This is a genomic window from Arcanobacterium sp. (ex Cirak et al. 2026) (genome assembly GCF_053585065.1).
The window spans coordinates 33358-57092 of sequence record NZ_JBQJCE010000010.1 but is presented as its reverse complement, the minus strand read 5'-3'; the positions used below and the strand labels follow the sequence as shown (position 1 = coordinate 57092).

The 23735-nt window shown below is 52.0% G+C and carries 25 protein-coding genes and 1 tRNA gene; 6 read left to right on the top strand and 20 right to left on the bottom strand.

Annotated elements, in window-relative coordinates; all coding sequences use genetic code 11:
• Positions 1–27: 27 nt before the first annotated feature.
• The 6 genes from ACTOVJ_RS06420 to ACTOVJ_RS06395 are packed head-to-tail and all read right to left on the bottom strand — an operon-like array spanning position 28 to position 6709.
• Positions 28–852 (bottom strand): FKBP-type peptidyl-prolyl cis-trans isomerase, encoded by an 825-nt coding sequence (locus tag ACTOVJ_RS06420; RefSeq protein ID WP_449502354.1) that lies wholly within the window; start codon positions 850–852, stop codon positions 28–30.
• Complete coding sequence (gene pafA / locus ACTOVJ_RS06415; protein ID WP_449504428.1) at positions 849–2222, bottom strand: Pup--protein ligase; 1374 nt, start codon at positions 2220–2222, stop codon at positions 849–851. Before pafA ends, ACTOVJ_RS06420 begins: the two co-directional genes overlap by 4 nt.
• Positions 2219–2389 carry a ubiquitin-like protein Pup gene (locus ACTOVJ_RS06410; protein WP_449502356.1) on the bottom strand — a complete coding sequence of 57 codons (171 nt, stop codon included), beginning with the start codon at positions 2387–2389 and terminating at the stop codon, positions 2219–2221. Before ACTOVJ_RS06410 ends, pafA begins: the two co-directional genes overlap by 4 nt.
• 30 nt (positions 2390–2419) lie before the next feature.
• Positions 2420–3997 (bottom strand): depupylase/deamidase Dop, encoded by a 1578-nt coding sequence (dop, locus tag ACTOVJ_RS06405; RefSeq protein WP_449504427.1) that lies wholly within the window; start codon positions 3995–3997, stop codon positions 2420–2422.
• Positions 3994–5592 (bottom strand): proteasome ATPase, encoded by a 1599-nt coding sequence (gene arc / locus ACTOVJ_RS06400; RefSeq protein ID WP_449504426.1) that lies wholly within the window; start codon positions 5590–5592, stop codon positions 3994–3996. Before arc ends, dop begins: the two co-directional genes overlap by 4 nt.
• Before the next feature lie 7 nt (positions 5593–5599).
• Complete coding sequence (locus tag ACTOVJ_RS06395; RefSeq protein WP_449502359.1) at positions 5600–6709, bottom strand: tRNA (adenine-N1)-methyltransferase; 1110 nt, start codon at positions 6707–6709, stop codon at positions 5600–5602.
• A gap of 103 nt (positions 6710–6812) precedes the next feature.
• Here ACTOVJ_RS06395 and ACTOVJ_RS06390 point away from each other — a divergent pair, with 103 nt between their 5' ends.
• A complete protein-coding gene (locus ACTOVJ_RS06390) occupies positions 6813–7649 on the top strand; it encodes a RecB family exonuclease (protein ID WP_449502360.1) in 837 nt (278 codons plus the stop codon).
• Here ACTOVJ_RS06390 and ACTOVJ_RS06385 read toward each other — a convergent pair.
• Both ACTOVJ_RS06385 and ACTOVJ_RS06380 read right to left on the bottom strand, forming a co-directional pair.
• Complete coding sequence (locus ACTOVJ_RS06385) at positions 7600–8280, bottom strand: HAD family hydrolase (protein WP_449504425.1); 681 nt, start codon at positions 8278–8280, stop codon at positions 7600–7602. The two genes, ACTOVJ_RS06390 and ACTOVJ_RS06385, sit on opposite strands and share 50 nt — an antisense overlap.
• A gap of 6 nt (positions 8281–8286) precedes the next feature.
• Positions 8287–9135 carry an undecaprenyl-diphosphate phosphatase gene (locus ACTOVJ_RS06380; protein ID WP_449502362.1) on the bottom strand — a complete coding sequence of 283 codons (849 nt, stop codon included), beginning with the start codon at positions 9133–9135 and terminating at the stop codon, positions 8287–8289.
• Positions 9136–9186: 51 nt separating this feature from the next.
• On the opposite strand from ACTOVJ_RS06380, the gene ACTOVJ_RS06375 reads away from it, so the two are divergent.
• Positions 9187–10110 (top strand): aldo/keto reductase, encoded by a 924-nt coding sequence (locus ACTOVJ_RS06375; protein ID WP_449502363.1) that lies wholly within the window; start codon positions 9187–9189, stop codon positions 10108–10110.
• Here ACTOVJ_RS06375 and ACTOVJ_RS06370 read toward each other — a convergent pair.
• The 3 genes from ACTOVJ_RS06370 to ACTOVJ_RS06360 all read right to left on the bottom strand — a co-directional run bounded on the left by ACTOVJ_RS06370 (position 10107) and on the right by ACTOVJ_RS06360 (position 12150).
• Positions 10107–10412 (bottom strand): DNA primase, encoded by a 306-nt coding sequence (locus ACTOVJ_RS06370; protein ID WP_449504424.1) that lies wholly within the window; start codon positions 10410–10412, stop codon positions 10107–10109. The two genes, ACTOVJ_RS06375 and ACTOVJ_RS06370, sit on opposite strands and share 4 nt — an antisense overlap.
• 9 nt (positions 10413–10421) lie before the next feature.
• Positions 10422–11759, bottom strand: coding sequence for a M20/M25/M40 family metallo-hydrolase (locus ACTOVJ_RS06365; RefSeq protein ID WP_449504423.1), 1338 nt, complete (start codon positions 11757–11759; stop codon positions 10422–10424).
• A gap of 305 nt (positions 11760–12064) precedes the next feature.
• Positions 12065–12150, bottom strand: a tRNA-Leu gene (locus tag ACTOVJ_RS06360).
• A gap of 307 nt (positions 12151–12457) precedes the next feature.
• Between ACTOVJ_RS06360 and ACTOVJ_RS06355 the strand changes: the two genes are divergently transcribed.
• Complete coding sequence (locus ACTOVJ_RS06355) at positions 12458–12922, top strand: pyrophosphohydrolase domain-containing protein (protein ID WP_449502366.1); 465 nt, start codon at positions 12458–12460, stop codon at positions 12920–12922.
• Between the two features lie 67 nt (positions 12923–12989).
• Here ACTOVJ_RS06355 and ACTOVJ_RS06350 read toward each other — a convergent pair whose 3' ends face one another.
• Positions 12990–13445, bottom strand: coding sequence for a hypothetical protein (locus ACTOVJ_RS06350; protein WP_449502367.1), 456 nt, complete (start codon positions 13443–13445; stop codon positions 12990–12992).
• A 570-nt stretch (positions 13446–14015) separates the two neighbouring features.
• Between ACTOVJ_RS06350 and ACTOVJ_RS06345 the strand changes: the two genes are divergently transcribed.
• Positions 14016–14495 (top strand): tRNA (cytidine(34)-2'-O)-methyltransferase, encoded by a 480-nt coding sequence (locus ACTOVJ_RS06345; RefSeq protein WP_449504422.1) that lies wholly within the window; start codon positions 14016–14018, stop codon positions 14493–14495.
• 99 nt (positions 14496–14594) lie between these two features.
• Complete coding sequence (locus tag ACTOVJ_RS06340) at positions 14595–14912, top strand: helix-turn-helix transcriptional regulator (protein WP_449503046.1); 318 nt, start codon at positions 14595–14597, stop codon at positions 14910–14912.
• Position 14913: 1 nt separating this feature from the next.
• Here the strand turns inward: ACTOVJ_RS06340 and ACTOVJ_RS06335 are convergent, their stop codons facing one another.
• The 5 genes from ACTOVJ_RS06335 to glgA are packed head-to-tail and all read right to left on the bottom strand — an operon-like array spanning position 14914 to position 19394.
• Entirely contained in the window at positions 14914–15750 is an 837-nt protein-coding gene (locus ACTOVJ_RS06335; protein ID WP_449502369.1) for a TrmH family RNA methyltransferase, read from the bottom strand.
• 56 nt (positions 15751–15806) lie between these two features.
• Complete coding sequence (locus tag ACTOVJ_RS06330; protein ID WP_449502370.1) at positions 15807–16901, bottom strand: SPFH domain-containing protein; 1095 nt, start codon at positions 16899–16901, stop codon at positions 15807–15809.
• A 21-nt stretch (positions 16902–16922) separates the two neighbouring features.
• Positions 16923–17348: an NfeD family protein gene (locus ACTOVJ_RS06325; protein WP_449502371.1), complete on the bottom strand. Its 426-nt coding sequence runs from the start codon at positions 17346–17348 to the stop codon at positions 16923–16925.
• Between the two features lie 7 nt (positions 17349–17355).
• A complete protein-coding gene (locus ACTOVJ_RS06320) occupies positions 17356–18138 on the bottom strand; it encodes an ABC transporter ATP-binding protein (protein ID WP_449504399.1) in 783 nt (260 codons plus the stop codon).
• Between the two features lie 29 nt (positions 18139–18167).
• Positions 18168–19394, bottom strand: a complete 1227-nt coding sequence (gene glgA / locus ACTOVJ_RS06315) for a glycogen synthase (protein WP_449504398.1) — start codon at positions 19392–19394, stop codon at positions 18168–18170.
• A gap of 101 nt (positions 19395–19495) precedes the next feature.
• Here glgA and glgC point away from each other — a divergent pair, with 101 nt between their 5' ends.
• Positions 19496–20740, top strand: coding sequence for a glucose-1-phosphate adenylyltransferase (gene glgC / locus ACTOVJ_RS06310; protein WP_449503045.1), 1245 nt, complete (start codon positions 19496–19498; stop codon positions 20738–20740).
• A gap of 70 nt (positions 20741–20810) precedes the next feature.
• Here glgC and ACTOVJ_RS06305 read toward each other — a convergent pair whose 3' ends face one another.
• The 3 genes from ACTOVJ_RS06305 to tatC all read right to left on the bottom strand — a co-directional run bounded on the left by ACTOVJ_RS06305 (position 20811) and on the right by tatC (position 23720).
• Positions 20811–21302 carry a SixA phosphatase family protein gene (locus tag ACTOVJ_RS06305; RefSeq protein WP_449502375.1) on the bottom strand — a complete coding sequence of 164 codons (492 nt, stop codon included), beginning with the start codon at positions 21300–21302 and terminating at the stop codon, positions 20811–20813.
• A 9-nt stretch (positions 21303–21311) separates the two neighbouring features.
• The gene (locus ACTOVJ_RS06300; RefSeq protein WP_449504654.1) at positions 21312–22925 is read right to left on the bottom strand and encodes an ABC-F family ATP-binding cassette domain-containing protein; all 1614 of its coding nucleotides are present in this window, start codon (positions 22923–22925) and stop codon (positions 21312–21314) included.
• A 90-nt stretch (positions 22926–23015) separates the two neighbouring features.
• Positions 23016–23720 carry a twin-arginine translocase subunit TatC gene (gene tatC, locus ACTOVJ_RS06295; protein ID WP_449504395.1) on the bottom strand — a complete coding sequence of 235 codons (705 nt, stop codon included), beginning with the start codon at positions 23718–23720 and terminating at the stop codon, positions 23016–23018.
• Between the last annotated feature and the right edge of the window lie 15 nt (positions 23721–23735).

The following is a 23735-nucleotide window of genomic DNA, read 5'->3' as shown; positions in this document are numbered from 1 at the left end:
TCCTTTATATCTTGGCAAACACCCGGTTTAGGCGTTTACCACTCCTAAAATATCAAAAACGACGAACGCAGCTTCTTTGCCTTGTGCAAGGCGCGCAGGAATTTCCAGAGCCACACGAGACCCAACTCGCTGGTCAAGAAGCCCGTCGTGGAGTCCCGGATACACTTGCGACATCGTCACTTTTACTGGAGCGTTGTGATTCCATGTGTCATCGAGAATTTTCCCATTCGGATCAAACATCCGGTAGTTCCCGATCACCTGATCAGAGGCTCTCACTTGAATCCCACTACCTGAACGCAAGATCCGCACATCGAGCTCATTCCCTGTGGCAGACTTTCCACGCACAACTGGGCGACCAAGCGAATCTTCACCATAAGTAAAACCTTGTGGGCTGACGGTGGCTGTTTCCTTTTCCCCCGTCGCGATTGTTGGCAAAATATCGATCACAACGACTTCAGTGCGAACGGAACGAGTAAAAGTTGCAAGTACGCGTGATCCTTCTTTCACTCCGATAACCGCCTGATACAGATCCCCGAGATTCTCTTGCGTCGCACTGAGCGCCTGCAACTTTCCAGAATTATTGGCCGCGCTCAGCGCGCCCGTCGCAAGATCAAATGATGTTGCGGAAAAAAGAACCTGAGTTCCTGGAGTAATTGTGCGTCCCTGACCAGCAAATTCTGTCCTGACAAAATCATTTTTGAGTTTGTTTCCGGTTGAAATTACTGTCACTGGGGATCCTAACTCACCTGTGACAGTAATTTTGGTCGGTGAGGATGCGCTCCATGGGAAGAGAGCTCCTAATCCAATTCCGATCAACAGTGCAATCAAAAAACGCTCAATACGCAGTCTCACATCATCTCCTCGATTAACGCATCAACGCGCGCGTCAACATACGCAAAGGGATCTTTCAAAGAAACCGTTTGTCCAGCGTCGGCTAGTCTGAGGGTTGCCCAGTCGGCGGTAAAGTCGCGACGCTGCCGTTGCGCTTCCTCAATGAAACGTCCCCGCAGCGCTGCACGCGTGGTCTGTGGCGGACGAGTTGTCGCTTCGACGACGTCAGACCGTTTGAGGAGCGTGCGAACCTGACCAGTATCTTCAAATTTCGTCAGTAGTCCTGCGTCGGTGATGTCATGCCACGCGAGCGCCAATCGAGCCATACGGACATCACCAAGATCCGTATGTAGACGCTCGCAGTATCTATCCAGAAGAGCCTTCTTTGCAACCCAATCAAGTTCTCCTGCGAGAGAGTCGATCGTCCCCGAACGCAATGCATCTAATGCACGTGTCCATAAGTCAAGTCCGTAGGAACGAAGAGGGTCAAGATCCGTCAACCAACCTTCACGTTCGTAATGAGTCATGACGAAATCGTGAATTTGGGTTTGGATGTCGAGCGCACTCATTGCCGGTCCACCAGAAACCTCAATGGGGGTTTTACCCGTGATATCGCGCGAAATCGTGCGAAGCGCATGTGGAGCATGAGAGAGAACAAGCGGAGGAAGCCGCACTCCTGATTCAACTACGTTAATTAACGCTTCTGTCGCGGTTATTTTCAGTACCAGGGTCGTTTCGAGCATGTTGGTGTCGCCCACGATGACATGCATACGTCGGTACTGATCGACATCCGCATGTGGTTCATCACGCGTATTGATCATTGGTCGTGAACGAGTCGATGCATTCGATATCGCATCCCACACCTGATCAGCGCGTTGCGAAAGTTCGTATGTCACGCCCTGCTGGTGTCGTCTAATATGACCGGCACCCACGAGGATCTGGCGCGTTGTGAAGAATGGAATGAGCCATGCAATCCGTTCTGTGAAATCCGCACGCCGACGTACAAGATAGTTCTCATGACAACCATAAGAGTTTCCTTGAGAATCAAGGTTGTTCTTGATCAAGTGGATACGCGAGGAAATACCAGCGGATTTCAGTTTCTCATTTGCTGTGCGCGCAAGATCGCGCAGTATCACATCACCTGCGCGCTCGTTGAGTAAAAGATCGCGTATCGATGCACACTCAGCAGTGGCATATTCGGGATGAGCGCCAATATCAAGGTATAGGCGGGCGCCATTTGTCAAAAAAGCGTTGGTCGAACCGTTGGCTTCTACCACAGGCTGGAATAAAAGTTCAGCAGCCTGTTCAGCTTCTACTCGAGCAGCTGTGGTGTCAGTAGCAGCAGCTGTGATCCCATATTCGGTTTCGATACCGAAAATTCGGTGATTCACTGTCCGCCCTTCTGCACAAAACCGCTGACGAATTCTGCCGCATTGTCTTCAAGGATCGAGTCGATATCATCGAGAAGAGCATCGACGTTAGTGATGTCAATCTGAGCCAGAGGCGTAGCGAGCTCCTCTTCAGATGTAGTGTGGGGACGAATAAATTCTTGAGACATTATTTTCCTTTACTGAATGACGATGTATGACTAGTTCGTAATATGTGTAAGAAAATCAGCAACTGATTCAGACGCTTCCAGAATATCGCCAAGCAACGTCTGCGTTCCCAGAGCGGGGTTAGCCAGCGGGATCCGAACGAGATCGGGTCCACCGGCGTCGATAATCATGGCTGACCAGCTCGCACCGATCACCTTCGGCCCGAAACGAGAAATCAGAGAACCCCTGGTATACGCACGTGTCGTTCGGGGCGCATTTGTCGTTGCCCACGCCACTTCCGACGGCGAAAACAGACGGCGAACCTGTCCGGCTGCATCGAGCTTGTTCACGATCGAACGCTGGGGGCGAAGATCGTGCCACTGTAAATCAAGCGCACGCAATCGATCGTTATCCCAGCTCAGGCCTCCTCGCTCACGCATGTGCTCCATCAACTTCAGTTTGCCGACCCATTCAATGCAATCCGCAGCAGCGAATTTGTCACGGCGTAGCGTATCGATAGCCCACTGCCATAAATCGAGGATTTCACGCGTGTCAGTATTCGGCTCACCATGCTCGTCGACCGCCTCGCGCACAGCTTCAAGGTACGTTTCTTGAATATCGAGAGCGGTCATCTCCCCTTCATTGAGATCAATGCGTTCCGTGAGGGAAAGATCATGGGACACGTTCCAGGTGGCAATTACTGGATCGTGCAGAACAAGAGATTCCAGCGCCAGAGGAACGGCATCCCGTTCAAGCATCCATAGCACAAGTGAAGTCGTGCCCATCTTCAACAGCCCAGAGACATCAAACATATTAGCATCGCCGCCAATCACATGAAGTCTACGCAGTTTCGTAGGGTCTGCATGTGGTTCGTCGCGAGTATTAATAATTGGGCGGCGGAACGTGGTCTCAATCCCCACCGGGGTTTCAATATAGTCAGCACGCTGAGAAATTTGGAAACCGGCCCGTTGAGATTGTTGACCGATCCCCACTCGTCCTGCACCACATAGGATCGGACGGGTCACCATAAATGCCGTAAGGTATCGCACGATATCGGAGAATTCGACATCACGAGCAACCGCGTAGTTTTCGTGGTGACCGTATGTGGCGCCTTTTCCGTCAACATTATTTTTGTAGAGAGCAAGGGCACGTCCTTGCTTCAGACACAACTCAATGCCTTGACTAGCAATGTGTTCCCCTGCCCGATCCCACAACACTGCTTCACGCGGAGTGGAGACTTCTGGCGAGGAATACTCTGGATGGGCATGATCCACGTAGAGACGCGCTCCGTTTGTGAGAACGGTATTCGCGGCGCGTGGTGCGGCGAGTTGCGCCGACGTCGGGCGAGGAACAGAGGTCAGGTGCGGACCTGACGGCGCCGGTGTGTGCGGGTCATCGGTGAGTAACGACGGATCAACTGAGTTTCGGTCGTACCGAAATCCTCGCGCATCGTTGAGAGGGTCTTCACCCGTGTAATCCCACATGGGCGAAGCTGATGCAGATGCGGAATCCCCAGCAGCTGCATACGTTTGAACAAACTGAGTTGACAGCTCCACCGGATCAGATCCTGGCGATCCAATAGCGAGGATGCCAAATTCGGTTTCTGTCCCCATGATTCGTTTCACACTCACAGCAGGCCTTCCTTTAGTGTCGATGGGAAGTCAGAAACAGCTGCTCGAACCTGGTGTTGCTGAACGTTACCACCAATATCGAGGCGTTTAACATAGGTAATACGGCGGGACGTTGAATATCCGTTGATACGTGCCCATTCGTGGGGACTTTGAACAGATCCCACATTCTCATCCTCGCGAGCAACTTCACGCGTTGCCTCGATCAGATGGCGCGTACGGATACCTCGCTGTCCATAGGCAAGGAGATCTTTAATAGCACTCTTCTTAGCACGATCGACAATTTCAGCAAGCATCGCTCCGGAAACGAAATCGCTAATGTAAAGAGTGTCTTTATCACCATTGTCATACGTCACTTCGACGAAAGCGTTCTGCGGCGTACGAGCAAAGAGCGCATTTACCGTGCTTTCGATCATGTGATCTACCGCTGCTTGAGGTGACCCAGCGTTTTCTACTTCGCTCGGATGAAGAGGGAGCTGCGCTGTAAGGTACTTTTCTAAAATTTCCCGAGCCCCCTCACGATCTGGCCGCTCGATGCGGATTTTCACATCGAGTCTTCCTGCACGCAGAATTGCCGGATCGATCATATCTTCTCTATTTGACGCACCGATAACAATGACGTTGTCTAATTTTTCAACACCATCAATTTCAGCAAGTAGCTGTGGAACCACCGTCGTCTCTACGTCGGAAGAAACCCCAGAACCGCGGGTACGGAACAACGCTTCCATCTCATCGAAAAAGATCACCACGGGAACTCCACCGGCTGCACGGTCGCGCGCACGAGAAAAAATCTCGCGGATCTGGCGTTCAGTCTCTCCAACAAATTTGTCCAGAAGCTGTGGCCCTTTAATGTTGATGAAGTACGAACGTCCCTCACTTGACGTCGAGAGTTTCTGAGACAAAGACGTTGCAACGGCCTTTGCGATAAGGGTCTTTCCACATCCTGGAGGGCCGTAGAGAAGCACGCCTTTGGGTGGTTTCAAACCGTGTTCACGATAAAGTGCAGGCTGCTCGAACGGCAATTCGACCGTATCTTGGATCGTCTCGATCTGGGGCCCCAGCCCACCAATATCCGAGTACGATACGTCAGGGATCTCCTCGAGTAACAAATGTTCGACATCGGGCCGCTCAACGTATTCAAGAACAAACCCATTCTTTACGTCCACAAGGACAAGATCGCCACTGCGAAACTCGTCCGAATCAGCATGATGCGCCAGCTTGAGCAATCGTTTTGACGAGTCTGCTAACCGAACAAGTGCTCGATCATTATCGACGAGCTCAATTGTCGCCAGTTCACCCGAACGTTCGAAACGCTCAACACCAATCACGACGTTGCCACTGTTAAGCAGGACTTCTTGTCCTTCCGCAATCTCCGTCGGATCGACGTCGGCGGCGAGGCTGACACGCATTTTTCGCCCAGCAGATGTCACTGCCAATGTCCGATCGTTGCCGACTTCGATTACCGTAGCGTATGTGGACGGAGGCTCAGTGAGTGCCTGAAGCTGTTCCCCCAATTGTGCAATTGTCTTTCTGGCATCTTTGAGTGCCGCCGTTAAACGGTCATTTTTGCGTTGGACGTCCAGAAACCGATCCATCATCGTCGTCTCATTCATCATGTACTTCTTTCCGCGCGATTCGGCGCGCGCGAATATGATCGAGATTTGCGAGAGTTTTTGCTTGTCCTTCAGCCGCGATTTTCTCATCCATCGCTGCCTGTGCCGGCCCCACCTGCGCTGTTCCGCTGGCCTCAATATCTGCTCGACGTGCGATATCCCGGCGTACCTTGCGCAACTTCTTCTCAGAAATTGTGCGCTGTTCAAAATCGTCCTCGCTCCACTGCAGAGATTCGTTATGCGCACCGGGAGCAGGACGCAGCTTCTTCTCCAGAGGCATCGATCCAGGAGCAAGGCGACGAGCAACAATTAAGAATCCGGTATGCGCCACCATACGATGATCTGGGCGTACAGCAAGTCCGTTCAAATGCCAGGTTCGTTGAAGAGTTTCGCATGCTTCCGGTTCAGTAAAACAACGGCTCTGCCGCAAGGTCTCGACAAAACGAGACATCTGCGTCGTTGTTGCCACGTAAGCCAAGATAACGCCGCCGGGGCGCAAAGCGTGTGCTGCAGAATCAACGTTCTCCCATGGTGCAAGCATGTCAAGGAGGACAGCGTCAACACCCGTCACCGATTCCAGGTGATCTGAAACGGATCCGATGAGAACATCCCACGAAGGTAACTCTGGCCCGTACCATGATTCAACATTCGCAATTGCAATCTCGGCAAACTCTTCTCGACGTTCGACGGAAGTCAAATGCCCTTGTGATCCGATTGCCGCAAGAAGCGAAAGCGAGAGCGCACCCGAGCCCACACCAGCTTCAACAACGTGTGCTCCAGGAAAAATATCAGCCATCGAAATGATTTGCGCGGAGTCTTTCGGATAGATCACAGCAGCACCGCGCGGCATTGATAAAACATAATCGCTCACCAGCGGACGCAATGCCATGAGCTGGTGGCCTTGAGCATCGAAAACCGTTCCTTCATCTTTGCCGATCAGATCGTCGTGGTGAAAAGAACCACGCTGTGACTGGAAATAGCCACCGGTCATCAAGGTGACAGTGTATTTCTTTCCTTTGACATCAGTGAGCTGAACGCGCTCACCAGCGCGAAAGGGGCCTCGACGACGGGCAGGACCAAGAGGATGAGGGTAATTATTCACGGTCATAGTCTAATGGGAACGGTGGCTGTGCGGGATTGAGCGTGTTCAGAGCCACTGTGGGTTCTCACTCAGGTTGGTCAACAAAACGTAGTAGCGTGGAAGTATGAGACATGCTGCCCTCTCGCCGTCGCGAGCATCCGATTTTAAAACTTGTCCCCTCAAATTCCGTTTTCGAGTCATCGACAAGTTACCTGAACCTCCGTCGACGGCAGCGTTGCGTGGAACGATTGTTCATTCAGTTCTCGAACATCTTTTTGATTTTCCGCCAGTGTCTCGAAATGACTCCACGGCACAGAGCCTTCTCTACCCCATGTGGGAGCAGCATATTGAGAAGTCTCCTCAGGACGCCCAATTGTTTGCGACTGAGAGTGAGTGCACGCAGTGGCTCGAATCGGCACGCCCACTCATTACACAGTATTTTTCACTCGAAAACCCCAGTTATCTCGAGCCAGACGGACGCGAACAATTCATCAATGCCACACTTCCTTCAGGATTAGCCATCCGAGGGATCATCGATCGGCTTGATCGTTCTCCTACCGGACAACTTCGGGTAATCGACTACAAGACAGGCAAATCCCCTTCTCCTCGGTACCAAGACAGTGCACTTTTCCAAATGAGGTTCTATGCCACGGCACTGTTCTATTCGCAAAATATCCTGCCTACCCGCACTCAACTCCTCTATCTCAAAGATGGGCGGACGCTGACGTACGATCCGGTGCCAGCCGACGTCGACTCAACGACGGCCGAAATCGAATCGATCTGGTCAGGAATCCGCGGGGCTATCGAGACAGGCTTCGAGCCTCGAACAGGGCCGCTGTGTAACTGGTGTCACTTCAAGGAAATCTGTCCAGCATACGGAGGTGCGGCACCTGAGATGAGCACAGAGGGAGTCACGCAGCTCCTGACTGCCCAGCAACCCATTCCTGAAAAAGAGAACTGACACGATCACGATCAAGCTCGGCGAGCGAACGAACTCTGACCATTCCCGGAAGTTGTGGAATGTCTACCCCAAAAGGAATGCCCACAGTGAGCGCCCCGGAGGAATGGGCTGAGGTTACTCCAGGTATGGAATCTTCGAAGGCCATACATTCTCGCGGCTCAACACCGAGCATCTCTGAAGCCATGAGATAAGGCTCAGGGTCAGGCTTGCCGTGAGTGATCATATCCCCAGTCACGACAGCGTCGAACGTCCCATCAGGAAGATCATCGAGTGTGAGCTGAGCGAACTTCCGATATGACGAAGTGACGAGCGCGATCGGAACTCCCCATTCGTGAGCAGCTGCGAGAAAATCTTTCGCTCCCTCACGCCATTCGAGCCCTTCACGAGAGCCGATTTCGACCACAGCATCGAGGATCATATGGCCGAATTCCTCTGGTGTCTGGGTGAATCCAAACCTATCAACAAAATATTTTCCAGCGTTTGTCAAGGACATGCCGACAACGTCGTATTGATCGCCTTCAACCCAGGCAATCCCAAAATGCGAGAGCACTTCGACTTCCGCACGAAACCATAGTTTCTCGGAATCAGTCAGCGTGCCATCCATATCAAATAAAAATGCTTGAGGAAACATAAGAACTCAGATCTCATTAATAGTGCCAGCTGCAAGAAGGACAACGACGAGGCAGGCAAGGAGAAGTCGGTAGGCAACGAAACCTGCGTAAGACTTCATCTGGATAAGCCTCAAGAACCAGACAATCACCGCATAGCCGACGACGAAGGCGACCACGGTGGCAACGAGAGTCGGCATCGCCCCAACGTTAACCGGACTCGTCCCATTATCAGAAAACAAACGATAAAATCCTGATCCTAGAACGGCAGGAACGGCGAGTAAAAACGAAATTTTCGCTGCCGCCTCGCGCGTATATCCCAAGATGAGTCCTACGGTAATCGTTCCGCCAGAGCGCGACACTCCAGGAATTAACGCCATCGATTGTGCAAAACCCAAAATAATGCCATCGCGAAGACTCATGTGATCCAAGGCAATTGCACGCCGTCCGAGCTTATCTGCAAGTCCAAGGAAGACTGCAAAGAGCGCAAGCATAAGTGCAGTGATGTACAAATTGCGGAACGTTGTGTCAATCCACTTTTCAAGTAAGAGTCCGAGAACCACAATAGGCAATGTGCCGATAATGACGATCCATCCCATTCTCACATCTGGATCTGACATGGAAAGGCGATCTTTCGAATCCCTGAAAGGAAGCGATCGGAACCACTTCGAAATAATTCGTATGATGTCTTTCCAAAAATACAGCACAACCGCAGCCTCAGTCCCGATTTGCGTAACTGCAGTGAAAGTGACTCCCGGATCACCACCAAGAGACGGGAAAAGTTCACCGACGATCCGAAGATGCGCAGACGATGAAATTGGGAGAAACTCGGTTAGCCCTTGGACGATACCGAGAACAATCGCTTCAAAAATACCCATGCGGTTACAGTACCCCCGCCGTCGAGCGAGAATCGACTAGGCTTATGTGGTGTGAAGAACAAACGCATTGGCCGTAGCGGCCTAGAAATCGGAGAACTCGGACTTGGCACCCTCACGTGGGGGCGCGACACCGAGAGTGCGGATGCCCAAGCACAAATTCGTTCATTGCTGGAGGCCGGCGGCAACGCTGTCGACCTCTCCCCTGCATATTGTGACGGCGCGGGACTCGATGTCATGGGTGACATTCTCTCCTCCGGGGCGCCACGTGATGAACTTGCTCTGATTGTGCATGCGGGTATTACTCCGGAGGGAGTCAATACTGGCCGCCGTGCACTGATCCAATCAGTACACCAGTCACTCAAGCGTATGGGAACGACTTACGCTGACGTCGTGATGATCGCTGCTCCTGATCCACTCACACCGATTGACGAAACGATGCAAGCAGCCGCCGATCTTGTCCGCTGGGGTGACGCACACTATATCGGGCTCGCAAACTTTCCAACGTGGCTTGCTGCCACTGTTGCACAATATGTGGCCGACCATGATCTCTTTGATCTCATCGCACTCGGCGCGCGCTACTCGATACTTCATCGAGAAGCTGAGGCGAGTGCATTCCTAGCTCACGCCGGAATGTCGATGTTTGCGTATGCACCGCTTGCAGGTGGCGTACTCACCGGGAAATACCGCCACACTATTCCTCCAACATCGAGGGCAGCTACGGGACACTTGGCGTGGTCTGTTGAACACCACTTGAGTGATTCTCAACGGTCATTGACTGAAGCTGTAGCACGCGCTGCTGATGGCCTCGCGCGTACTCCGGCAGATGTTTCGCTGGCGTGGAGCTTGGAGCGCGACGAAGTTGGTGCAGTATTTATTGGAGCGCGCACCGCATCTCAGTTCGACCAAGCCCTCGCCCTGGATCTATCGCCCCTGCCTGGCCCCGTGGTTGATGCACTCAACGAGGTATCTCGCTAGAACGACTCTTCGATGTCGAAGTCATCATCGAAATCGGCGTCGTCCTCGTCGAAGTCATCATCAAGGTCCTCGTCGAAGTCATCATCGAAATCGGTATCGTCCTCATCGAATGTGTCGAAAGGCCCCTCAACACCGAACTGACGAAAGAGCATATCGTCATAGATCGTGTACGCGTCTGACAGCATATTCATCGCGTTAAGGATCGTTGGTTCATCAGGATCGGACGACGAGAGGACAGCCTCGTGAAACTCTTCGAGCGAATCGAGGAGTTGATCAAACGCAGTCTGAGGATCAATAGCCATATCTCGAGCCTACCCTTCCTGAGCCGCGGCGCCAAAACACTGTCCAAAATTTGCAACAAAATGATGCAAAACTTTTGTTCCCCATTCGAGTGAATCCACAGGGATCCTTTCATCCACACCGTGGAACATCGCTGGAAAATCGAAATCTTCAGGGACGCGCGTCGGAGCGAATCCATAGCCGCGAATGCCCAGCTTCGACAACGTCTTGTTATCGCTTCCCGCAGACAGCATGTAGGGAAGAACAACTGCGTCAGGCTCTTGTGATCGAACGGCGTTCACCATTGCGCCAACGAGAGGAGTATCGAAGGGTGCCTCAATTCCGTCATCGTCGTGGAGGTATTCCGCTTCAACGTGTCCAAGTAGCTCTCGAATGCGAGCCTTGACCTCATTTTCCGTTCCCGGGATTGCACGAACGTCCAATCCGCCTGTTGCCAGAGATGGAATTACGTTGACGAGGTATCCTGCGTCCATTTGGGTTGGATTTGCTCCAGTGCGCAACGTTGCACTGACAAACGTTCGTGCCGACCCTAGCTGCTCAACGAGACGCTCAAGTGCACCGACGTCGTCGGGTGAAAACGGTAGACCGGATAGCTCCGCGACACCTTCAAGTAACGTGCGTACAGTAGGCGTGAGGATGAGCGGCCACTGTTCACTCCCTATGCGTGCAAGTGCGCTCGCGAGGGCAGTGACTGCGTTGTTGTCATTTACCTGCGATCCGTGACCTGCACGCCCGCGCGCTGTGAGACGGTACCAGCTCAGAGATTTTTCGGCAGTTTGAAGGAGGTACACCGGGTGCCCGGCAACGTAGGTATTGTAACCTCCGACTTCGGAGATCGCATCAGTGGCACCGGCGAAAACTTCGGGGTGATTTTTGGTGAGCCAAATTGAGCCTTTTCCTCCGCCGCGTTCTTCGTCGGCGAAGAAGCAGAAGATGAGATCCCGTGCGGGAACATAATGGGTTCTCGCGATATCGCGCAAAACGGCGACCATCATGGCCACCATATTCTTCATGTCGACAGCCCCACGTCCCCAAAGGTATCCGTCTTTGATCACCCCTGCGAAGGGGTCAACAGACCAATCTGAGGCAACAGCTGGCACAACATCCAAGTGACCGTGGATCACCACAGCGTTTTGCTCACGGATTTTGCCCGGGATACGGACGACGATGGATGGACGTCCTGGCTCTGATTCAAACCATTGTGGTTCCAAACCAACTTCATGCAGGAGATCCATAATGTAGAGGGCGGCCGGAGTTTCAATCTCACCTGGTCCGCCGTGATTAGTGGTGTCACATTGGATCAGTTTGCGGGCGATTTCAAGCGCCTCACTCGGTCCACAAAGTTCCATGAATCGCTTCTCCTTACTTATACGAGGAAATCTTTTGGTTCAGTGAGATGTTCGGCGTCAAACTCAACGAGAACATAGCGCACAGCTTCGCGGAAGTCATTTCCGGTTTTCGTAAATATTTCTCTCTGTCTCTGATGGTGGGGCACCAATCGCTATATTCGCTCAAGCCACTTCAGCTCCAGCACACATCGCGGATCGACGGCGATGGACATGAGAGGCAGAATTAAACTGCAAAATGTGCCATCGCACTTCCGCTGAGGCTAACAATAAAAATGAGGATCCTGACTAGTCAGGATCCTCATTTGTGCGCGAGGGGGGACTTGAACCCCCACCCACTAATACGTGGACTAGCACCTCAAGCTAGCGCGTCTACCTATTCCGCCACCCGCGCAGGTGACTCGGAGCGGTTCGCCCCGGGCAACGAAGAAAAATTTATCACCAATGACAGCCAGCGCCAAATTATTTTCCCTATTTTTCACGTGACGAATATCGCGTTTTACCACTACCGCAACAATGAGCCAAATACTGGCAGCGAACCGCCGTCAGCAGTTTTTGGTTCGTGTCGTTAACTCAACTTTTTAGATTATCTGGTATATAGCTTTTCTGGTGTGGCGCGTAGACACAGGCCATAAGCGGAGACATATCAATCTCACGTTCACTTTCATCGGCAATTCAGGAATCTGTTCTACGATAGGAATATGTCGAATTTTGATTCATCTCGCCCCGAAGAACTTGTCCGCCAATTCCACGAGATTTACCAACTCCCAATCGTTTCTGATTTTCCCAACGTTGATCGTGAACGGACACATATGCGCATGGCACTGATCGCCGAAGAATTTAGTGAGCTTGTTGCTGCCGTCTACGGGAGCGCTGCCTCGCAGATCATCACTCGCGCTTTTGCTGAAGCTGTGACACAAGATGATGGCAACCGCGACACTATTGAGACAGCGGATGCCTTGGGCGATCTAGTGTACGTCATCTACGGTATGGCTCTAGAAACAGGCATTCCGATGGCAGACGTCCTTGCTGAAATCCACGACTCAAACCTGTCAAAACTTAGTGAGGATGGAAAACCGATTTACCGTGCCGATGGGAAGGTTGTGAAAGGTCCGCACTTCCATGCCCCAGACCTCGCGAAAGTCTTGGGAACCACACACAGCTGATTCTTTTCCTATGTGTCAGGCGCGGCTCCAAGATCGGCCGCGCCTGACGTCTAAATCCTCTTCGCTCTCAATCGTCAACAACCTCCGCGTCTTCAATTTGTTCTTCGATAGATGCATCGAGAATCTGTGCTGAGAGGTAATCAAGACGTTTGGAGAGCTTCGTTGCTTCAATTTTTCGTTGCTTCGCAGCCATCGCACGCAAGAGCGGAAGTGCGCGTTCAATAACTTCCACATCGTTACGCCACGCTTTCGCACGCTGCGCCTCGAACGGGCTGTCAGCAGAAGCGTAAAGATACGTAATCTGATCACGCAAAACACTAATTCGTTCATCGAGCCCCTCTGGAGAGTTTTCTCCTTTCGAGTGACGGACTTTTCCGACGGTGTTTCTGATTCTGTCTAGAAGCTCTGGGTTCTCCTGCGCGATTTTTCGCAGCGCGGGTCCATACTTGCGCAATAGCTCGATCGCCACCGGGCCTGCTACCGTGGCGAACTTAATGAGGCTGCCATATTTTGAGCGTGCCATTAAGTGTTCTCCTTCGTCAGTTCTGTCCCACATTTTACCGTTAGCGGAAGTCACATGAGGGAAGCGATACGCTCAACGCGCATTTTCCGCTCCATCAGCGATCAAATGGACAATCTCGTCTCTCCTCATGGTTATTCCGCGTCTACCGCCTGCAGAGGATGAAACCAGCAGCATCAGTAGTGCTTTGTATTAGTTGCTTGTGAAAAGCGCAATCCCGAAAATTTTCTCCGATGTGTTTTCTGCAAGGGGTATTCATAAGTGACGGCTTGCCTCCCCCTCCCGACGACGGTCAACGACCGGGTAGCGAAGTTACCCTGGACTCTACCTGGGAAACACCGATCGTCTCATACATCTCGATCATCTTGTGACAGATTGTGAAGGCTCAGCGACCTCCCATTGGCTCCAGTTTCTCCTCGAGTTTGTCAGGGAAGCTAGACGTCCTACTGTAAGCATTCCCAGCATTAGTGCAATCTTCCTGAAGGATATGTGAAAAATTCACCGTCACTTTTCAGGTAGGACATCAGTCGACGAAAATTCGATGTCATTCCATGTGTGAGATACATTATTTCAGTGCTACATTTCATTTTTCACGAACCAAAGATTCCCGGAAACACCGGCAATGCCATCCGACTCGCAGCTTGTACGGGAGCACGACTCCATCTCGTCGAGCCTCTTGCATTTGATTTTTCAGATACACACCTCAAGCGTGCAGGCCTGGACTACCATGATCTTGCCGACGTCGTTATCCATCCAAACTGGGAAGAAACTAAGGCATACTTTGACAAAAACGCGCGCATTTTCGCCTTCACCTCTCACACGAATAATAATTTCGCTTCCGTGAGCTACCGTGACGGTGACGTGCTCCTCTTCGGTTCAGAGCCGACAGGGCTCCCCCAGTCGGTTATGGATGACCCGCGCATCACTGACCTGCTCAGAATCCCCATGCTCGGCGGTCGCAGATCCCTCAATCTTGCCAACTCAGCTTCAATCGCCGTCTACGAAGCCTGGCGCCAATTGGACTACGCTGGAGCGATACAAACCGGCAATTAGGTCATACCAGATTCATGAACTGAACTGGGAAAATCACAATTACAAAAATGCGGGGAATACCCCGCATTTTTTATCTTCTTTACCGGTGAGAATCGCGATGTGAAGGATATCCCTGAATCAGACCGCATTCTTGCTTCGACTCTTGCCAAGACTCTCTTTAAGAGACGTAAAGAACTCGGCCTCACCCAAGAGGAAGTTGCCCTCCAGGCGGGCATTGATCGACGTACATATCAAGATTTGGAGTATGCCCGGTCAGATCACAAGGAGAACAAGCCCTCCAACCCACGCCTTACGACACTCTTGCGCCTATCCCGTGTACTTGATTGTGATATCCAACATCTTATCGGGGCTGCTGAAGCTGCCTATCACAAAGCCGAAGAGATCTACGGCCCCACTGAATACCGCAAATACAACTGAGCTACCGACGTCGCAATTCCCACGCTGCTAGAGCTCCTGCAGCAGCAACATTGAGCGAATCAACCCCATGTGCCATTGGGATAATAACGGAGTAATCGGCGTTCGCGATAGTACGCGACGACAAGCCGTCCCCTTCGGTGCCGAGGATCAAGGCAATTTTTGAGTCAGGATCACAGACTTGACTCAACTGAGAAAATTCATCAATCGCTAATGCATCTTCACGCAGTGCGAGAGACACAGTAATCCACCCGGCATCTTTCAAAGAAAAAATCGAGTGTGGCCAATTCTCAATACGCGTCCATGGCACTTGAAAAACCGTCCCCATCGACACGCGTACTGCACGGCGATACAACGGATCTGAACACGTAGGAGTCGCAAGAATGGCATCAACATTCAACGCTGCTGCACTGCGGAAAACAGCACCAACATTCGTATGGTTTACCAAGTTTTCCAAGACAAGAACGCGGTGAGCTCCCTGGAGGATATCCTCAACAGCAGGAAGATCAGGGCGGTGAAAAGCTGCTAAAGCACCGCGGTGAACATGGAATCCCGTGAGTTCTTCCATCAGCTCATCACTTGCAACAAATACTGGAATTTCGCCACCATCGTTACTACCCGTTGCATCAGAGATGATCGGCTGAATCAGTCCTAAAAATTTCTCAGCAGTGAGAAATGATCGCACACGATGCCCAGCTGCCACTGCGCGTGCCATCACCTTATCTCCCTCGGCAATATATAGCCCACGTTTGGTTTCGAGCTTACGACGAAGCGCAACATCGGTGAGTCGAGTGTAATCTTCGAGCCGAACGTCATCGAGTGAATCAATAGGGATCAACACGCTTGACACATAAATGGGCGGGGGCGCATGAGCCCCCCCCGACATTTTACGCTGTCTTATGCGTTTGGGTCGTTTGGGGTCTGACCAAGAGTTGCATTCGGATCGAATGGAGTACCTGAAGCAGTGCCAGATGCCTCGGCTTCATCAGATGCCCTGGATGCCTGAGAACGAGCATCTGCCAGCGCCTCATCAATATCTTGAAGCGATGTCGCCGCAAGCGTGTCTGACAGATCTTCGCCATCGCGTAGATCAGCTGTAGCACCGGCCTCACCAAAACCAGCAAAGCCTTTGGACACCGAATCAAGAGCAGCGGTGAGTTCTGTTGGAACAATCCACAGCTTTGAGGATGAGGAATTAGCGATCTGTGGAAGCATCTTCAGGTATTCGTAGGAGAGAAGCTTCGGATCGGCGTTTCCTCGATGGATAGCGTCAAACACCTGCAAAATTGCGCGTGATTCGCCCTGCGCCTTGAGGATGGTCGCTTGCGCTTGTCCCTCTGCACGCAAAATCGCGGATTGCTTTTCACCTTCGGCGGTAAGAATTTCCGATTGCTTCACGCCCTCCGCTGTCAAGATCGCAGCACGTCGATCACGCTCAGCTTTCATCTGCTGTTCCATGGCGCTTTGAACGGTAGCCGGTGGATCAATTGCCTTAAGTTCCACGCGAGAAACACGAATTCCCCACCGCCCCGTTGCTTCATCAAGAACACCACGCAGCTGACCATTGATCTGATCACGGCCTGTCAGAGCCTGTTCCATATCCATAGAACCAATAATGTTACGCAAGGTTGTCACAGCAAGCTGTTCAATTGCCTGGAGTGGATTGGCAATTTCGTAGGTTGCCCATTGAGGCTGAGTCACCTGATAGTAAATGACAGTGTCAATGGAGACAACGATGTTGTCTGACGTAATCACTGACTGGGGAGGGAAAGACACAACCTGCTCACGCATATCAATACGCTGACGAACAGAGTCAATAAATGGCACAAGAAAGTGCAGACCAGGAGTGAGAACGGTGTGAAATTTTCCAAGACGTTCAACGATCACAGTGTGACCTTGATGTACCTGGATCACAGCCTTGAACACCACAACAATTGCCAACACAGCAATTGCAATGAGCAGGTAGGTACCGATATTCGCGATAGGAGGCATGACAGTCCCTTCTCTGATGGGTTATGCCGACGTCGGCGTCACAATGAGCGTTGCTCCGTGAACCGACATCACTCTAACTTGGGTATGTGCGGCGATATCACCCTCGTGCGTACGAGCGCTCCACACTTCGCCATTAACTTTGACCTGGCCTGCATCAGGGGTAACAAGGGTGAGCGTGTGAGCGTCTTGCCCTTCGAGAGCATAAACATTGGATTGCAACTCTTTCCCGCGCGCAAAATAGTTGCGGAAGTATGGTCGGACAAACACGATCCCAAAAACTGCAACGACCGCGGCCACCACGATCTGTGCAGTGAGCGAGTCCGTTGCGATGCTAGTGATGACACCCGCGAGCGCACCCGCAGCGATCATCAAGAATGTGAAATCAACAATGAGGGCTTCAATGATCACAAGAATGACCACAATGAGTGCCCAGATGATTGGTGACATGGCTCTCCTAACGAGCGGTTGCGCTGAAACGCCCTTCTTTTCGAGTCAGAGTGATGGGAAGTGAAAACAAAGTACTCAAATTTGTCTCAGTTAAGGTAGAGGACATCGGGCCGGCCGCAAGAATCTCGCCGTCCTTGAGGAGTAGTGCATGGGTAAAACCTGCAGGAATTTCTTCAACATGGTGAGTGACGAGAACGATGACTGGCGCGTTCCCTTCATCTGCGAGTGCAGTGAGATTGGCCATGAGGCGCTCACGTCCCGCCAGGTCAAGGCCAGCTGCGGGTTCATCGAGAATAAGAACTTCAGGATTCGGCATAAGTGCACGTGCCATTCCTACACGCTTACGCTCTCCTGATGACAGTGTACGGAACTGACGCTCTGCGAGGTATCCGACGCCGAAGAAGTCCAGAAGCATCGCTGCTCGCTTATTGTCCTCATCCTCATAGTGCTCACGCCACTTCACGGTCTTTCCCCAGGCTGCCGTGCGGACGACATCATGTACTTTCTCAAAGCCTGGAATCGTGGTGTCGAGCGCTTCCGATGAGAGACCGATAAGCGGACGAATATCATCCAAAGGGACTTCACAGAGGTCTTCACCGATAACAGACACATTTCCTGACGTAGGAAATACGCGGCCAGAGAGAAGCTGGATTAGAGTCGTCTTTCCAGCACCATTTGGTCCAAGAACAACCCAACGTTGTCCCTCGTCAAGATCCCAATTGATGTTCTTGAGAATCTCAGTGCCTCCGCGCACGACTGACACATTTGCTATTTCACATACATCGCCCATGTTGTAAGCCTAACTGATTCTGACAATTTTCAGGAACGTGTGCTCACAACCTGGGTGTACAGTGCGATCGTCGCTTGTCCAATTGCATTCCACGAGAAGTGCTCTTCCACTCGACGTCGACCCGCTGCTCCCATACGAGCCGCAGTTTCAGGATCACTGACAACAGCATTGAGTGCTTGGCCGAGATCGTGTTCAAACTTTTCAGGCACCAAGGGAGTCCCTGTTCCATCGGTCTTCTGTTCGATATCGACGAGCACGCCAGTTTCACCATGGACAATGCAATCAGGGATTCCACCAGTGTTGGTTCCAACCACTGGAAGACCCACGCCCATTGCCTCGAGGTTAACGATACCCAACGGCTCATAGATCGAGGGAGTGACAAAGGTGGTTGAGCACGCTTCGAGAGCGACGATATCGTCGTGAGGGAGGTGTTCATCGATCCACACCACACCCCTGCGCTCGCGTTGCAAGTCACGAACAAGTGTCCGTGTCTCCTCGGCGATATCAGGGGTATCCGGCGCTCCAGCGAGAAGGAGAACCTGGACGTCGGGATCAACATGTTGGAGTGCGCGTAGGAGATGCGGGACACCTTTTTGACGAGTGATCCGTCCAACGAAAATAATCGTTGGACGGTCAGGATCTAAACCTGTTGCCCTGAAACGGGTTCTGGCCGCCTCCCACTCTTCCTCGGTGTCCGGAGCTTTCCATGCGTCAAGGTCGATGCCATTGTGAATCACATGAACACGATCAGACGAAACATGAGGATAGACACGCAAAATATCGTTCTTCATCGCTTCCGAAACCGCAATAATCGCGTCAGCGTTCTCATAGGCAGTTTGTTCGATCCACCGAGAGATATTATATCCACCACCCAGTTGTTCGCTTTTCCAGGGTCGCAACGGTTCAAGCGAATGCGCTGAAACAACATGCGGAATGTCGTACATGAGCTTGGCCAGGTGCCCAGCCATGTTCGCATACCACGTATGTGAATGGACCAAATCGGCTCCTTGCGCACCGGTGACCATCTCTAGATCCACTCCCAGAGTGCGTATCGAAGCGTTAGCCTCCCCAAGCTCAGCGACGTCGGCATACCCTGTCAAGGCAACGTTTGGAACCGACGAGGGACGCGAGCCATCGAAAGCATGAACATGGACATCAACGTCGGCAGCAAGTACGCGCGCCAACTCAGTGACGTGCACGCCTGCCCCTCCATAGACGTTCGGGGGAAACTCGCGGGTGAAAAGGTCAACTCTCATGGCACTCCTTCCTTTGTCATTTCCTCCAGTCTACCGAGCAATATGTCTCAACATGCGAGTTTCTCCACACTGCGAAACCGTTTTATCGCTAAAATGGAGTCATGAAACATAAACCTTCAGTGCTTGCAATGGTGCTGGCTGGAGGGGAAGGCAAGAGGCTTATGCCGCTCACTCGTGATCGTGCAAAGCCAGCTGTTCCTTTCGGCGGCATTTACCGACTTATCGATTTTGCTTTATCTAATATCGTCAACTCCGGCTACTTACGCACGGTCGTTCTGACGCAGTACAAGTCGCACTCGCTCGATCGCCATATTTCCCAGACCTGGCGGATGTCAAATTTGCTCGGAAACTACATCGCCCCTGTTCCTGCGCAGCAGCGTCGCGGAAAACAGTGGTATTTGGGCAGTGCCGATGCCATTTATCAGTCGCTTAATACGTTAGAAGATGAGCATCCACAATATGTCCTCATCACCGGAGCCGATAACATCTATCGTTTCGATTTCGAACAGATGGTTCAGCAACATATCGATTCTGGCGTGGGACTCACTGTGGCTGGCATCCGCCAGCCGAAGGACATGTCGAAGAGTTTCGGAGTTATTGAAACCACGCCGAACGATCCGACAAAAGTTTCTCGTTTCCTTGAAAAACCTGCTGAATGTGAGGGTCTACCGGATTCACCGAATGAGATTCTTGCGTCGATGGGCAACTACGTCATGACGACATCAGCGCTTATTGAAGCGATGCATGCAGACGCGAAAGACGACTCGTCCGCCCACGATATGGGCGGAAATATTGTCCCAATGTTCGTGGAAAACAATGACTGCGGTGTCTATGATTTCACGTTCAATGACGTCCCCGGGTCATCAGACCGCGATCGAAACTACTGGCGCGACGTCGGCACGATCGATTCGTTCTACGAAGCAAATATGGATCTTGTAGCGGTCAACCCTGTGTTCAACTTGTACAACCGCGATTGGCCTCTCTTGACGGGATACACGGGTCTTCCCCCAGCAAAATTCGTATACGGATACTACGAGCGTATGGGACATGCCGTTGACTCAATTATTTCCCCAGGAGTAATTATTTCTGGAGGTGAAGTCCACGGTTCGGTGCTTTCCCCCTACGTCCGTGTGAATTCTTGGGCCGAAGTTCGTGACTCTGTGATTTTTGCCAACGCGAATATCAAGAGAAACGCAACATTAAACCGAGTCATCCTTGATAAGAACGTCATCGTCGACGAAGGCGTTCAGATCGGCATTGATCACGACTATGATCGCGCTCGCGGATTCGTTGTCTCTGATTCTGGCGTCGTCGTTGTCCCCAAAGGCACACACGTGACGAGGTAACGAAGGATCGATACACTGATGGCACTCGCAAAGGTCGGGATGTTAGTTTTTAGCTGACATCCCGACCACCTTATTGGTGAGGCGTCCAAAGCTCGACAACTTGTGCGCCGCGCATATCCAGCCCCGCCCACGACGAAGAAAATTCCAAAATTGCAACCTGCGATGGGAGGAATCCCCGTCCAGCTTCCCTGCCCTCGCGGGTCACTCCATTCGACAGCAACGCAGTCACTCCAGACACTGTTGGTTCATGTCCAATGATGAGAACCGAATGAACATCGGGCGAAATATTGTGGAGCTTTTGAAGCACGCTATATTGCCCGGCTGTGTACAAATCGTCGTCATACTCAATACTCGTGATCTGAGCTCCAGCAGCGCATAGACCCTCAAGCGTCTGTCGTGTACGTGTGGCACCTGAGACAATCGCAAGGTCAATCGCCCCCACCTGCGTAAACCGTGCTCCGGCGTCGGCCGCCTGCCGACGCCCACGGACAGTGAGCTCACGAGCAATGTCAGGAGAACTATAACCTGCCTGCGCATGACGCATGATGTAGAGCTTCTTCATGTCTCCATCCTAAGCCAGGGTAATGAGCTCAAGATAGTCATCCGACCACAAGTCTTCGTCTGCATCAGGCAAGAGGAGAACGCGGTCAGGTTCGAGTGCTTCAACAGCGCCCTCATCATGTGTGACCAGCACAATCGCTCCCTTATACGAGTGAATCGCTTTAAGGATCTCGTCACGTGAGGCAGGGTCAAGGTTGTTCGTCGGCTCATCGAGAAGCAGGACATTCGCTGCTGAGATCACCAGCATTGCCAGCGCCAAACGTGTCTTTTCACCGCCAGAAAGGACACCTGCGGGCTTATCAACGTCATCGCCCGAAAAAAGGAAGGAGCCAAGAACGTTGCGCAGATCTGTATCATTGAGCTCCGGAGCGCTCTTGGCAAGATTCTCGACGACAGTAGCCGCGTTATCGATTGTCTCGTGTTCCTGAGCGTAGTAGCCCAGTTTGAGGCCATGACCTGTCACAACTTCACCAGCATCAGGCTTTTCTACCCCTGATAGGAGCTTCAAGAGAGTGGTCTTTCCCGCGCCATTCAATCCGAGAATGACCACTCGTGAGCCGCGGTCAATCGCGAGATCGACACCAGTAAAGACCTCAAGAGAGCCATAATTCTTCGTCAGCCCTTTCGCCATCAACGGTGTTTTTCCCGACGGTGCAGGGTCAGGTAACCGAAGGTGAGCCACTTTCTCTTCCGCACGTACGTCCTCAAGAGATTCGACGAGGCGTTCTGCTCGCTTGATCATATTTTGTGCAGCTACTGCTTTTGTGGCCTTAGCGCGCATTTTATTTGCTTGCGCAAGCAAGGCTTCTGCTTTCTTTTCAGCATTGGCACGCTCCCGACGACGTCGCTTCTCGTCTGCTTCGCGCTGCTGGAGGTAGGAATCCCAGCCCATGTTATACACATCAATCACACCGCGGTTCGTATCCAAATACCATACGTGATTGACAGTGTCCGCAAGGAGATCCACTGAATGAGAGATCATCAAGACTCCACCAGGGTAAGACCGAATGAAATCGCGTAGCCATATCAAGGAATCATGATCGAGGTGATTCGTTGGCTCATCGAGAAGCAGTGTATCGGCCTGAGAAAAGAGGACACGCGTCAGTTCTACGCGCCGCCGCTGCCCTCCCGACAGATGTCCAAGCGGAGAATCCAAAATACGTTCGTCGAGTCCGAGCGCAGCAGCAATCTGGGATGCCTCAGCGTTCGCCGCGTAGCCTCCAGCCGCAGAGAACTCAGCATCAAGACGAACGTAACGTTCCATCGCTTTGATTTGTTTTGGTCCGTCAAGCGTGGACATCTCGCGTTCAGCTTTGCGAATCCGCCGCATCGTTTCGGCAATACCACGAACCGAGAGGATGCGATCACGCGCAATCTGTTCAGGGTCACCCGTGCGCGAATCTTGTGCAAGATAACCAACCGATCCAGTACGTGAAATTTGCCCGGAGTGTTCAATTACTTCTGGAATATCGCTCTGACCGGAAAGAACACGAAAAAAGGTGGTCTTGCCAGCGCCGTTGCGTCCGATCAAGCCCACTTTGTTACCTTTAGTGACACGAACTGTCACATTTCGCATCAGTGTGCGAGTGCCAATGCGCATTGAAAAATCGGAGGTTTGAATCACGCCTGATATTGTACCGTCCCCGTCTGCCAAAATTGCCACCACACCGTCGTGGATTCACGAGCACGGGAACCAAATGTCGGTTCCCTCATTTTATCGATGACGCCAATCATGTATCCACGAAACGCCAACAGCGATGAGATAGAGAGCCAGGAGAACGAATGCCTGAATAACCATCGGCCATGGACTGGGCAAAGGATTAGCTACTGCAGCAAAGACGAACGCAACCACTGTAGCCCAACGCCATCCACGCAGCATCGTTCGCGCAGAAAGAATACCGAGAAAGTTCAGTAAGACGAGGACTTCAGGAGTTAAGAATGACAGACCAAAAGCTAAAACGAGATGCATATAAAACGACACATATGCATTGGCTTGTAAGAATGTCGCAGAGCCAGAGGGAACAAACGATTGAAGAATCTCCACTGCACGTGGAGCCATCCAGATACCAATCCCTACCCCACACGCAAAGAGCACTGCGCCGACTAGTGAAAACGCAACAACGTAGAGTTTTTCTTTTCGCTTGAGCGCTGGAGCGACAAAAATGCCAAGTTGAGCGATCCACCATGGAGCGGATAGCAGCGTTCCCAGCCAGAGCGAAACTCGTAGCTTGAGGTCAAACGCAGAACCTACCGTCGGGAAGTTCAATACAGCATTCGTCCCGCTCTCAAGGAGCGGGCGTTGAATAAACTCCATGACTGGGTCGTAGAGATTCCAGCCTGCGACTGCCCCTACCCCGATGCCAAGAAGCGAATAGATCAAACGCTTGCGGGCTTCTCTGACATGGGCAAGTATTCCCATGCGGGCTTGTGGGTT

Bases quoted from the DNA above. Each gene is read 5' to 3' on its own strand.
- ACTOVJ_RS06355 (WP_449502366.1), top strand. From the start codon at position 12,458: ATGTCGAATTTTGATTCATCTCGCCCCGAAGAACTTGTCCGCCAATTC.
- ACTOVJ_RS06365 (WP_449504423.1), bottom strand. From the start codon at position 11,759: ATGGAACTTTGTGGACCGAGTGAGGCGCTTGAAATCGCCCGCAAACTG.
- ACTOVJ_RS06380 (WP_449502362.1), bottom strand. From the start codon at position 9,135: ATGGGTATTTTTGAAGCGATTGTTCTCGGTATCGTCCAAGGGCTAACC.
- ACTOVJ_RS06390 (WP_449502360.1), top strand. From the start codon at position 6,813: ATGAGACATGCTGCCCTCTCGCCGTCGCGAGCATCCGATTTTAAAACT.
- ACTOVJ_RS06410 (WP_449502356.1), bottom strand. From the start codon at position 2,389: ATGTCTCAAGAATTTATTCGTCCCCACACTACATCTGAAGAGGAGCTC.
- ACTOVJ_RS06350 (WP_449502367.1), bottom strand. From the start codon at position 13,445: ATGGCACGCTCAAAATATGGCAGCCTCATTAAGTTCGCCACGGTAGCA.
- tatC (WP_449504395.1), bottom strand. From the start codon at position 23,720: ATGGGAATACTTGCCCATGTCAGAGAAGCCCGCAAGCGTTTGATCTAT.
- glgA (WP_449504398.1), bottom strand. From the start codon at position 19,394: ATGAGAGTTGACCTTTTCACCCGCGAGTTTCCCCCGAACGTCTATGGA.
- ACTOVJ_RS06305 (WP_449502375.1), bottom strand. From the start codon at position 21,302: ATGAAGAAGCTCTACATCATGCGTCATGCGCAGGCAGGTTATAGTTCT.
- ACTOVJ_RS06385 (WP_449504425.1), bottom strand. From the start codon at position 8,280: ATGTTTCCTCAAGCATTTTTATTTGATATGGATGGCACGCTGACTGAT.
- ACTOVJ_RS06330 (WP_449502370.1), bottom strand. From the start codon at position 16,901: ATGCCTCCTATCGCGAATATCGGTACCTACCTGCTCATTGCAATTGCT.
- arc (WP_449504426.1), bottom strand. From the start codon at position 5,592: ATGATGGATCGGTTTCTGGACGTCCAACGCAAAAATGACCGTTTAACG.
- ACTOVJ_RS06325 (WP_449502371.1), bottom strand. From the start codon at position 17,348: ATGTCACCAATCATCTGGGCACTCATTGTGGTCATTCTTGTGATCATT.
- ACTOVJ_RS06320 (WP_449504399.1), bottom strand. From the start codon at position 18,138: ATGGGCGATGTATGTGAAATAGCAAATGTGTCAGTCGTGCGCGGAGGC.
- ACTOVJ_RS06370 (WP_449504424.1), bottom strand. From the start codon at position 10,412: ATGGCTATTGATCCTCAGACTGCGTTTGATCAACTCCTCGATTCGCTC.
- glgC (WP_449503045.1), top strand. From the start codon at position 19,496: ATGAAACATAAACCTTCAGTGCTTGCAATGGTGCTGGCTGGAGGGGAA.